General features: G+C 49.9%; 11 protein-coding genes and 1 tRNA gene. 4 read left to right on the top strand and 8 right to left on the bottom strand.

What is annotated here, in order from left to right:
• From Q0231_RS13435 to bioB, 3 genes are all read right to left on the bottom strand, one after another.
• Positions 1 to 75: AAA family ATPase (locus Q0231_RS13435; RefSeq protein WP_367274498.1), on the bottom strand; the 75-nt coding region annotated here is incomplete at its 3' end.
• Entirely contained in the window at positions 68 to 1,225 is a 1,158-nt protein-coding gene (locus Q0231_RS13430) for an 8-amino-7-oxononanoate synthase (RefSeq protein ID WP_299348098.1), read from the bottom strand. The genes Q0231_RS13430 and Q0231_RS13435, both read right to left, overlap by 8 nt.
• Entirely contained in the window at positions 1,222 to 2,127 is a 906-nt protein-coding gene (bioB, locus tag Q0231_RS13425) for a biotin synthase BioB (protein ID WP_269392808.1), read from the bottom strand. Before bioB ends, Q0231_RS13430 begins: the two co-directional genes overlap by 4 nt.
• A 502-nt stretch (positions 2,128 to 2,629) precedes the next feature.
• On the opposite strand from bioB, the gene Q0231_RS13420 reads away from it, so the two are divergent.
• A complete protein-coding gene (locus Q0231_RS13420; protein WP_299348096.1) occupies positions 2,630 to 3,628 on the top strand; it encodes a hypothetical protein in 999 nt (332 codons plus the stop codon).
• 173 nt (positions 3,629 to 3,801) lie between these two features.
• Here Q0231_RS13420 and Q0231_RS13415 read toward each other — a convergent pair.
• Positions 3,802 to 3,891: transfer RNA gene (locus Q0231_RS13415), tRNA-Ser, on the bottom strand.
• A 259-nt stretch (positions 3,892 to 4,150) separates the two neighbouring features.
• On the opposite strand from Q0231_RS13415, the gene Q0231_RS13410 reads away from it, so the two are divergent.
• Positions 4,151 to 4,531 carry a DUF2147 domain-containing protein gene (locus Q0231_RS13410; RefSeq protein WP_269392100.1) on the top strand — a complete coding sequence of 127 codons (381 nt, stop codon included), beginning with the start codon at positions 4,151 to 4,153 and terminating at the stop codon, positions 4,529 to 4,531.
• Between the two features lie 18 nt (positions 4,532 to 4,549).
• Here the strand turns inward: Q0231_RS13410 and Q0231_RS13405 are convergent, their stop codons facing one another.
• Positions 4,550 to 5,254: a glutathione S-transferase N-terminal domain-containing protein gene (locus tag Q0231_RS13405; protein ID WP_299348094.1), complete on the bottom strand. Its 705-nt coding sequence runs from the start codon at positions 5,252 to 5,254 to the stop codon at positions 4,550 to 4,552.
• A gap of 168 nt (positions 5,255 to 5,422) precedes the next feature.
• Here Q0231_RS13405 and Q0231_RS13400 point away from each other — a divergent pair, with 168 nt between their 5' ends.
• Complete coding sequence (locus tag Q0231_RS13400; protein ID WP_299348092.1) at positions 5,423 to 6,190, top strand: sulfite exporter TauE/SafE family protein; 768 nt, start codon at positions 5,423 to 5,425, stop codon at positions 6,188 to 6,190.
• 19 nt (positions 6,191 to 6,209) lie between these two features.
• Here the strand turns inward: Q0231_RS13400 and Q0231_RS13395 are convergent, their stop codons facing one another.
• From Q0231_RS13395 to Q0231_RS13385, 3 genes are all read right to left on the bottom strand, one after another.
• The gene (locus Q0231_RS13395) at positions 6,210 to 8,300 is read right to left on the bottom strand and encodes a molybdopterin-dependent oxidoreductase (RefSeq protein ID WP_299348090.1); all 2,091 of its coding nucleotides are present in this window, start codon (positions 8,298 to 8,300) and stop codon (positions 6,210 to 6,212) included.
• Positions 8,301 to 8,438: 138 nt separating this feature from the next.
• Positions 8,439 to 8,861: a nucleoside-diphosphate kinase gene (gene ndk / locus Q0231_RS13390; protein WP_269392104.1), complete on the bottom strand. Its 423-nt coding sequence runs from the start codon at positions 8,859 to 8,861 to the stop codon at positions 8,439 to 8,441.
• 104 nt (positions 8,862 to 8,965) lie between these two features.
• Positions 8,966 to 9,409 (bottom strand): hypothetical protein, encoded by a 444-nt coding sequence (locus Q0231_RS13385; protein WP_299348087.1) that lies wholly within the window; start codon positions 9,407 to 9,409, stop codon positions 8,966 to 8,968.
• A 206-nt stretch (positions 9,410 to 9,615) separates the two neighbouring features.
• Between Q0231_RS13385 and Q0231_RS13380 the strand changes: the two genes are divergently transcribed.
• On the top strand, positions 9,616 to 10,467 hold an 852-nt coding region (locus Q0231_RS13380; protein WP_299348085.1), incomplete at its 3' end, for an ABC-F family ATP-binding cassette domain-containing protein.

Here is a 10,467-nt window from a genome sequence, read left to right as displayed (position 1 = left end):
CTGCACCAAACCAGCAGAGAAAACAGTTTTGCCAATGCCCGTGTCGGTGCCCGTTACCACAATTGATTTAGCCATTGGCTTGCTCCGGCAATTGTTGTTTTTTCATCTCGGCACTTAGGTCTTTGAACATTTGCTCAATCACATCAAGCGGCGTGTTCAACGTGATGGATATCCGCAATCGCGCTGTGCCTTTTGGCACCGTCGGTGGCCGAATGCCGCGGATGTCATAGCCTTTGTCTTGCATGGTTTTGGCAATGGCCATAGTCGGCCCATCTTCGCCAATGATTACAGGCAAAATTTGGCTTTGGAGCCCGTCAAGCCCGCAAATCGACTTGGCTAACATGTGGGTCTGTTTCAACTGCTCGAGCGCTGCCAATTGACGTTTTGGATTTGTTTGCAGCTCGTTCAGCGCCGCGCGCACCAGCGCTGCATTTAACGGCGAAGGCGCCGTTGAAAAAACAAAACCACGCGCCTTGTTGATGAGCGTTTCAACCAAAACAGCGGCGCCACATATTAAAGCACCAGAAACGCCTAAAGCTTTGCCGCAGGTATGCAGAGCTAGAACGTTTGGATCACGTGCAATTTCGTGCGTTAAGCCGCGACCCAAATCACCAAAAACACCCGTTGCGTGGGCTTCATCGACAATCAGTGTGCCGCCAAATTGTTGCGCTAACTCATAGAGTTCAGCAACCGGCGCTAAATCACCATCCATTGAATAGACGGCTTCGCACGCGATCCAAATATGACCTTCATTACCCTGCGCGCGCCAAGCTTGGATCTTTCGTGCTGCATCAGCTGCATCATTGTGCGCAAATTCTTGTGTCGTGGCCCGTCCCAGGCGCATGCCTTCGTGGGCGCTGGCGTGAATGTATTCATCGTACAACACCAGATCGTCTTTGAGCGGCAAGGTTGAAAAGATCGCCATGTTAGCCACAAAGCCATTGCCCAAAAACAGTGTTCTCTCCACACCGAAAAAGGCGGCGGCTTCATGTTCAAGCAACTCATGTTCAGCGTCGTTGCCGCGCAAAAGGCGCGACCCGCCTGCCCCTACTGGCACACCACGATTAAGCGCATCAATGCCTGCTTGGCGCAGGACATCGGACCCGGCCAAACCGATATAGTCGTTGGAGGCAAAGTCATGCCCCTGGCGTGGAATGAGCTCGCGATATCGCGCTCGGTTTTTTAAGGCTTCCAACACGCCATGATGGCGGGGGAATACACTCATTTTTTTCCGTCGCAGCCCGCAGCCATTGGGGTGATGCCAAGCTTGTTGAACAAGATCGCGTCCTTATCTTCGCCCGGATTATTTGCTGTGAGCAATGTATCGCCAACAAAGATTGAGTTTGCGCCTGCAAAGAAACACATGGCCTGCAACTCATCAGTCATGTCCGTACGGCCAGCTGACAAGCGGACGTGGGATTTTGGCATGAGGATACGCGCCAGCGCGATTGTGCGAACAAACTCAATAGGATCAAGTTTTTCAACTTCAGCCATTGGTGTGTTTTCGATTGGGATCAGCATGTTGATGGGCACAGAATCAGGATGTTCTTTGAGCGATGCCAATGTGAGCAGCATATCGATGCGGTCCATTTGCTTTTCGCCCATGCCCACAATGCCGCCTGCACAGACTTTTATCCCCGCATCACGCACACGATTGAGCGTTTCAATGCGGTCCGCAAATGTGCGCGTGGTGATGATTTCTGAGTAATAGCGCTCAGAGGTATCGATGTTGTGATTATAATAATCAAGACCCGCGTCTTTTAGGCGGTGAATTTGATCATCTTCAAGCATGCCAAGCGTCATGCAGGTTTCCATGCCAAGCTCTTTAACGCCCTGCACCATAGCTTCAAGCACAGCCATGTCACGATCTTTTGGTGAGCGCCAAGCCGCGCCCATGCAATAACGGCTGGCACCGCCTTCTTTGGCTTTTTGCGCTTCAGCCAAAACAGCCTGAACTTCCATGAGTTTAGAAGCAGACAAAGTTGAGCCGTTGCGCGCAGATTGGCTGCAATATGCACAATCTTCAGCGCAACCGCCCGTCTTAATCGACAAAAGCTTGGAGCGCTGAACCTGATTTGGATCGAAGTTTTCGCGGTGAACAGTGTGAGCTTTGAACAACAAGTCCATGAAGGACTGGTTGTAGATGGCATCCGCCTCTTCCCGGCTCACCACATCGGCGCGCCGACCACTCACTTTATAGACTGTAATCTGGTCAATTGCTTGTTCTTCGGTCGTATCGTTCACCAAATCCAAATCACCGCTCCGTTTTATAGATAATTTTTTTCACCATCGTTATATGGTGGCTTTTTTATAGATAAACCAACAATTGTGCAAGTGACAACTGGCCGCGCAAACGTTCTATGGCGCACTTTTCACATTTATAGCGGAGTTTGGAAATTGAACAAGTGCAGCGTTCATAGGCAATTGTGCCAATTATCCCCGGCCAAACGCGACAATGCATCCCCCGCCCCGATCTTGGGGCAGTCCAAGCTAGATGCAAAAAATCTATCCCCGACCCAAAAAGCCCAGTCATTATTGTTGCATCGAACAAAAATGGAGTTTTACACATGTCGATCAGGCACCACTTTTTGGCAACTTATTCCCCATCATTGAAACTGGAGTCCATTCAATGATCGGCGTAGGTGTGTCGCCCTTCCGGAGCAGGCAACAACTATGGTGGCCAACTGGCGCAACGTTTTATGCGGATTTTGCCAATATGCGTTACATGAAAAATGGACTGGAGGTTTCGAACTCCAACGCTTTTAGCTTCACACGCGCTTCCACCAAGTTAGCGCTTGATGCGGATGGACACTGGCACAATTTCGCGACCGATATAGCCGCCATCACGAACAAGGGCCAATCACTGGAGAGCGCTGAAACTTATCACCCAACCAACTCTTCTTTTTCAGGCGCCAATATTGGATCAATTGGCGCTGGCGGGGCCATTCCAACTGGCTGGTATGCGGGCTCCTGGACAAGCATTGAGATTATCTCGCTAACAAACATTGATGGTTTGGACGTAATTGTGCTCGACCTAACGTTGGACAACACGTCGGGTGGCTCAGCCGTTGGCGGCAGTATTGAGTTTTGCAATGTCGAAGCACTATTTGGCGAACATTGGACGGTTGGCGGGCAATTTGAACTTATGCAAACCTTTGGCGACGACACTTGCACTGCACCAGAAAACATTCTGCAAATCCAAGAGCGCAATTCATCAAATGGGTTTTTGAACAACCTTGGGGGGATCATCAACAATCTGGATCTGTCCAGTTTGGGCGATAGAGTGGCGAAAACAAAACCCATATCCGACATTACAGCGGGAAGAATTGCCGCGTTCTATAGCTGGAACAATGTTCTACCGGGAGAGTTTTTTCACCGTCGCTGTGCAATATGCATGCCCTTCGCAACGAAGGGCACTACGGTCTCATCGCCACTACCAACCTCAAATGCAGGCACACAAGTTCGAGCCCAAGATGCAATGACATTGCTGTTGCCAACTCAGCCGCAGCATCTAACCGTTCAGTATGATGATAATTCAACGGTTGAGTTCTTGAGTGTAAGCGGAGAAACCGCACTCCCGCTAAATGCAGAAAAGGCAATAAGATCTGCATCAGCAACTCCCATATAGGCCTTCACAAATAAGGAACCGATGGAACCTTCGATGCACGCAACAAATGGAATCGAGCGCCCAAGATTCTGGCGCTCGTTATGGGGAAATCAACCCAACGAACGGCGTTGCTGGCATAGCGACGCAGCACATGTTCTCAAGACTTTTGTTGTTATGTGGGATTTTCAAGAAAATGGCGGAGAGGAAGGGATTCGAACCCTCGAGACAGTTACCCGCCTACGCCCTTAGCAGGGGCGCGCCTTCGACCACTCGGCCACCTCTCCGAGGCCGCTTAAATCCCAAAGCGACGCGCAAATCAAGTCTAACGTGACGATTTTATGCAGATTCTATTCAATTATTTTTGCTGATTGCAATTTGGTGCGTGCGTAATCATATCAATTGGCAATGGAAGTGCAGATTGGGGCAATTGTCTTTAAGCGCTTCGTGATGTTACAATTGGCCATATCGGTCGTTGATACGAATGAGGGTAAAACCGTGTTTTGGAGAACGCCACAAAGGTATATTCTTGGTACGATATTGATAATGCTGACATATTTGTCGGCGTCCGCTGCCTTTGCGACCGACCCTACGGGGGTGTGGCTAACCAAGGACAAAGCCGAAATCACGATCAAGGAATGCGGACAGAATTATTGTGGCATCGTGTCCAAACCCGCCAAACCAGGTTTGCGTGATATTCGCAACCCAGACCCACAACTAAACGGTCGCCCCATACTCGGATTACCTTTGCTTGAAGTGCAAAAGGATGCGCAGCACGGCAAGCTGCCCGGGCAACTCTACAATCCGCTTGATGGCAAAATGTATGATGGGACTTTAGAATTGAAGAATGCCGACAAACTTCGTGTTCGCGGATGCGTGCTACGCGTTTTGTGTTTGCACGAGGACTGGGTCAGAATTGGGTCCTGACCCAGAGTTCTAATTGTCTTACCTTTGCCCAAACAGAACTTTTTGAGCGTCTTTATCGGTGGCCAAGTTCATTTTGTCACGCTCCGCCTTGCCAATGGCTATACCCGCAACAACTGCTGGGCGTTCAAGCAGACGCTTTTGCCATGCCTTCACATTTGGGAGCTCATCAATATTGACGCCCTGCCCTTCATGGCCCAACGACCAACCAATTATCGACATATCCGCAATAGAATAGTCACCGGCGACAAAATCGCGCCCTTCTAGACGCCTGTCTAAAACGCCGTAGAGCCTGTTGGACTCATCAATATAGCGTTTAATCGCGTAAGGCAGTTTTTCTGGCGCATATTTGTTGAAATGGTGGTTTTGCCCCAGCATTGGCCCAAAACCACCCATTTGCCAAAACAACCATTCATCAACTGCAACGCGCTCGCGCCAATCCTTAGGATAGAACTTTTCAAATTTCTCGCCCAAATACTTCAAAATCGCGCCCGATTCAAAAACTGAAATCGGCTGTCCGTCAGGCCCTTCAGGGTCAACAATGGCTGGCATGCGGTTGTTGGGTGCAATCTTTAAAAAGTCTGGTTCAAACTGCTCACCTTTGCCGATATTGACCAGCTTGAGCGCGTAAGGCACGCCGAGCTCTTCAAGCATGATTGATACTTTAAAACCATTTGGAGTGGGCCAATAGTGCAGTTCAATTGGCTGCGTTTGAGTGTGGGACATGATCAACCTTACTTTCTAAGAGTATTAGGCCATTTATCGTATAATTGCGATAAAGCTGCAAGGGCAGCCTAAACACTATTTTGTGTTTGGACGATTTGTCACAAGTTCGCCTATCCAAATCGCTTCGCTTTGCGATAGCATTCCTTGGTCGATCGCAGGGGTAATCTCATGGAAATGTTGGTTTTGTTTTTCGCCGGGCTGGTTGCTGGCGCTCTGAACACGCTTGCGGGTGGTGGCTCATTTGTTATTTTCCCAGCGCTTTTGTTTGTGGGGGTCCCCCCCATAATGGCCAACGCCACCAACACATTCGCCTGCCTGCCCGGATATGGCAGCGGTGCAATTGGGTTTCGGGCCGACATATTGCGACATAAAGATAAGCTTGTGCTTTATGCGATCATTGCACTGGCGGCAGGTTTTTTGGGTGCTGAAGCGCTATTGCGCGTATCTGACGTTCAGTATGAAGGGTTGATCCCTTGGCTGATGGCGTTTGCTGTGATCGCCTTTACCTTTGGCGGTCGATTGAACAGTTGGCTTGCGTCAAGATCTGGCAGCTCAAAGCGTGCCGCAAAGGCCGGTTCTATTGCCCTTGTTGGGCTGTTGGCGTTGATTTGCTTTTATGGTGGGTTCTTTAATGCAGGGCTTGGGATCATCCTACTCGCCTATTTGGTGCTTGCGGGGTTCAAAGACCTAAACGCAATGAACGGGCTTAAGCTGCTGATCTCGTTTCTGGTGTCTATTACCGCTGTGATCCGGTTCACCATGAGCGGTTCAATTGAATGGCAAGCGGGCACCATTGCGTTGGTTGGCGCCACCATTGGCGGCTTTGCAGCGGCAAAACTATCCTATCTTTTGCCGGCGGCATTGCTGCGCAACTTTGTGATCATTTATGGGTTTGGGCTGACGGTATACTTCTTTTACGTAACCTACTTTGCATAAGGCTTGCAGCCATTCTGGGCTAGAGTGGTTTAACCCAAACTGCACAATCATGAAAAGCAGTGCCGCCAAATGGTGGCACCGGGTCTGATCCAACAAGCGTGTTAATGCCATTGTTATCAGCATGACTTTTATTCTTGTGCAACCCTTCAACGATCACAACGCCGGTTTGTATGCCGTCAAAAATTGCAGCACTTAGAATAACTTGCCCTCGTTTGTTGCCGAGTTGAATCTGATCGCCATCAGCAATGTTCTGCTTCGCAGCATCTGTTGGGTGGATAAGCGCCTTTGGCGCCCCTTCCCGTTTTTGCGAACCAGGTGTTTCGTTGAATGAACTATTCAGAAATGCGCGTGCCGGACTGGTGGCCAGCCTAAAAGGATGCTCGGCATCCGTTGGCTCATTTACGTCCCAATGGTCAGCGAATTTTGGCATAATCGACGGATCACAGACCCATTCAACGCCTTTGGTTTTGCGCGTTTCTTCCCAATTTGGCGCAAAGCGAAACTTGCCATCGGGCCATGCAAAACCTTGGCGGTAATGGGCAATGTCGGTCTTGTTTTCGCGATCAACAAAACGCGTTTGTTCAACAGCGTCCAGATTTCTAAATCCAGATTCTTTGAACGTATGGTCGATCAGTTCATCGTCCGACATTTCAAAAATAGAAGATGACACACCAAGTCGTTCCGCCAATTGGGCAAATAGCCAATGGTTCGACTTGGCCTCGCCCGGTGCTTTTATTAGTTTTGGACCCAATAAAATGCGCGTGTGTCCGCCACGCGTGTAATAATCGCTGTGCTCCAGAAACAGTGTGGCTGGCAGCACATAGTCGGCCATTTGCGCGGTTTCTGTCATGAATTGCTCATGCACCACGGTGAACAAGTCCTCGCGCGCGAATCCTTGTTTTACTTTGGCTTGCTCTGGAGCCACCACCACGGGATTGGTATTTTGGATCAACAAGGCTTTGACGGGAACGTCAGATTTCAGCGCCTTAGGTTCTCCTGTTAGAATCGGGCCGATTTCGCACATGTCCAATAGGCGTGTTGGCTGATCTACCAGGTTGGTGCCTTCGAGGTCAGTTTTATTCAATCCCCAAGTACCAGAATTTGAATGGAACGCTCCACCGCCCTCTTCCATCCACGCACCAGTCATGGCGGGGATACAAAGCGCTGAATGCATGGCGACAGCGCCATTGCGTTGGCGGGTAAATCCGTAGCCGAGGCGGAAATAGCTCTTTTTGTTCCGTCCTACCAACGCAGCAAATTCTTCAATTTGAGCGGCGTTCAATCCAGTGATACCAGCCGCCCAATCGGGTGTTTTATCCTTTAGATGAGATTCAAATTCAGGGCCGAAGTCTGTGAATTTGCTCATATATTCACGATCTGCCAGCCCGTCGCGCAACAAGACATGCATTACGGCACAGGCGAGTGCACCATCGGTCCCTGGGCGCAATATCAGGCCCAGGTCGGCTTGTTGCATGGTTGCGGTGTTGTAGATATCGACCACTACAATTTTTGCGCCGCGTTCTTTGCGCGCGCGCATGGCGTGGGTCATCACATTGACCTGAGTATGCACGGGGTTGGTGCCCCAAATCACCACCACATCAGATTTGGCCATTTCCTCTGGGTTGACGCCCATTAGTTTGCCGGTGCCGGTAACAAAACCGGCCCATGAAATCATTGAACAGATGGTGCCATATTGGCGGGAATAGGATTTGGCGTTGCGCAAACGCTCTATCCCGTCGCGCATGACGTGGCCCATGGTGCCCGCATAAAAATAGGGCCAAATAGCCTCAGCACCATGTTCTGCTTCAATGGTTTGAAAACGCTCAACAATATCGTCCAGCGCCTCATCCCAACTGACTTGCTGCCAGTTGCCCTCACCCTTTGCACCAACCCGCTTAAGTGGATGGGTTAAACGCTCCGGGTGATGCACACGTTCAGCGTATCGCGCGACTTTCTCGCAGATCACCCCTGCCGTATAGGGATCATCCTTGGCGCCACGCACGCGGCCAATTGTGTTTTCATCAATAATTTCAACATCAAGCGCGCAGGTGGACGGGCAATCGTGCGGACACACGCTGCGCTCGATAGAGCGAACGGGGATTTTGTTCATTTGGGTAGCCTATGTGCAATAGGATATTCGACAAAGCCATAGAGCCAATTGGCTAGGTGATTTGTCAAGCACTAGACGCAAAAAGGCCGCGCTCAAGCTTTGAGCACGGCCTTTAAATCATTGATGAGGTGTAGCTAATTAGCCAACGATTTCATCGTCAGAGAAGAAGAATTTGATTTCTTCTGCAGCAGTTTCAGGAGCGTCTGAACCGTGAACTGAGTTTTCGCCGATTGAAAGCGCGAACTCTTTACGGATTGTGCCTGCGTCTGCTTCTGCTGGGTTTGTTGCGCCCATAACTTCGCGGTTTTTCAAAACTGCGTTTTCGCCTTCAAGAACCTGAACAACAACTGGCTCAGAAATCATGAACTCAACAAGTTCTCCAAAGAAAGGACGCTCTTTATGAACAGCGTAGAAGCCTTCAGCTTGTGCTTGTGTCATGTGAATGCGCTTAGAAGCGACAACGCGAAGACCTGCGTCTTCGAATTTTGCGATGATTTTGCCTGTTAGATTGCGTTTTGTTGCGTCGGGCTTGATGATTGAAAAAGTACGTTCCAGAGCCATTTTATTTCCTTAGTGGTTCTATGGGGAATTTGGCCGGGGTTTTACGCCGAGTTGGATCAATAAACAACCCTTGGAATGCAGCATTCAATCATTGGGCGAAAAAACTATTCTTTTTCTGGCTCGATCCACAACTCACTACGCTCGATCAAACCACCTGCTGGATGTTCGACAATAACGACCAGCACTTCAATTTTTCGCGTTATTTCAATTACTTGATCATATGTTAGCGCTGTCATTGCTTGCGCGCAAAAGGCGTCAACGATCATTGGCACCAGCGTTAAGGTTGCTGTGTCGTTCTCTATCGATAGCGAATTTATGTTGCTCTTTTGCCAGCAAGCGTTGGGTGCGGTGTAGGTATATTGCAAGAAGACGGAATTATCCCCGGAGCGCCAGGCGCGCTGAATGGCTTCTTTGGGGGCTGCGTTTGGGTCAAAATTGGTTCGATCTGTGCCGCTTTGTGTCGGATCGGTTGTGACGCTGTTCCAAATGACAAATGCCACGAGAACCCAAAAGGCGCACAACCCCAGAATTATGGCTCTTTTGTTCATGTTGGCGCTCCTTAAGCGATAAAACAGCAGATTTTCCTGCTTTCTTTTACGTTTTTGCGCGCGTAGCACACAAAAACAATGGCCAACCGCCCCCTTCTTCACGTAAAAGCGGCACAAATCGACCAATTCAACCTCAGCGCCCAATCGTGACACCGTTTCAACACTGTCTCACACTGTGCCAAAATCAAAGCAAATACCTTCGCATCATGCTGCAAATTACAAACCTGACTTATTTGATCGAAGGCCGCACGCTTTTCGAAAATGCCAACCTCACTTTGCCTGCAGGCTCCAAAGCCGGCTTTGTGGGTCGCAATGGTTCTGGCAAAACGACCCTGTTCAAAATCCTACAAGGTGAAATTGCGCCGGATGGCGGCAGTTTTGAAATTCACCAGCGCGCGCGCATTGGCGCAGTGGCGCAAGAAGCACCTGCAACTGCCGACAGCGTGATGGACATTGTGCTGAGTGCAGACAAAGAGCGTTTGGCGCTGCTTGCAGAGGCGGAAACAGTTACCGACCCGAACCGCATTGGCGAAGTCTATACTCGGTTGGCCGAAATTGAATCACACTCTGCAGAAGCGCGGGCTAGTGCTGTTTTGAAAGGCTTGGGCTTTTCAGCAGAAAAGCAGGCCGAGCCTTGCGCCAACCTTTCTGGTGGGTGGCGGATGCGTGTGTCGCTTGCTGGGGTTTTGTTTTCACAACCCGACCTGCTGCTGCTCGATGAGCCGACCAACTATTTGGATTTGGAAGGCACATTGTGGCTAGAGCGCTATTTGGCGAACTACCCCTATACTGTTTTCATGATCAGCCACGACCGTGACCTGTTGAACAAGGCGGTCGATTCCATTGTGCATTTGGACAACCAGGACCTTTCGTTCTATCGCGGACAATATGATCAGTTCGAGGCCAATCGCCGTTTGCAGATGGAATTGAACAACAAGCAGCGCGAAAAACAGCAAGTGCAGCTGGACCATATGGCCAAGTTTGTGGAGCGTTTCCGCGCCAAAGCGTCAAAAGCCAAACAAGCCCAGTCTCGCCTAAAGCGCATGGAAAAGATCAAA

This window comes from uncultured Maritalea sp. (assembly GCF_937139385.1).
GTDB classification, from domain to species: Bacteria; Pseudomonadota; Alphaproteobacteria; order Rhizobiales; family Devosiaceae; genus Maritalea; species Maritalea porphyrae_A.
Note: the sequence above shows the minus strand (reverse complement) of the source record. Positions and strands in the feature narration are given on the sequence as shown.

What these genes read in the sequence shown, in the direction of transcription:
- bioB (WP_269392808.1), bottom strand. Translation starts at nt 2,127, where the DNA reads ATGGACTTGTTGTTCAAAGCTCACACTGTTCACCGCGAAAACTTCGAT.
- Q0231_RS13410 (WP_269392100.1), top strand. Translation starts at nt 4,151, where the DNA reads ATGCTGACATATTTGTCGGCGTCCGCTGCCTTTGCGACCGACCCTACG.
- Q0231_RS13430 (WP_299348098.1), bottom strand. Translation starts at nt 1,225, where the DNA reads ATGAGTGTATTCCCCCGCCATCATGGCGTGTTGGAAGCCTTAAAAAAC.
- ndk (WP_269392104.1), bottom strand. Translation starts at nt 8,861, where the DNA reads ATGGCTCTGGAACGTACTTTTTCAATCATCAAGCCCGACGCAACAAAA.
- Q0231_RS13385 (WP_299348087.1), bottom strand. Translation starts at nt 9,409, where the DNA reads ATGAACAAAAGAGCCATAATTCTGGGGTTGTGCGCCTTTTGGGTTCTC.
- Q0231_RS13400 (WP_299348092.1), top strand. Translation starts at nt 5,423, where the DNA reads ATGGAAATGTTGGTTTTGTTTTTCGCCGGGCTGGTTGCTGGCGCTCTG.
- Q0231_RS13405 (WP_299348094.1), bottom strand. Translation starts at nt 5,254, where the DNA reads ATGTCCCACACTCAAACGCAGCCAATTGAACTGCACTATTGGCCCACT.
- Q0231_RS13395 (WP_299348090.1), bottom strand. Translation starts at nt 8,300, where the DNA reads ATGAACAAAATCCCCGTTCGCTCTATCGAGCGCAGCGTGTGTCCGCAC.
- Q0231_RS13420 (WP_299348096.1), top strand. Translation starts at nt 2,630, where the DNA reads ATGATCGGCGTAGGTGTGTCGCCCTTCCGGAGCAGGCAACAACTATGG.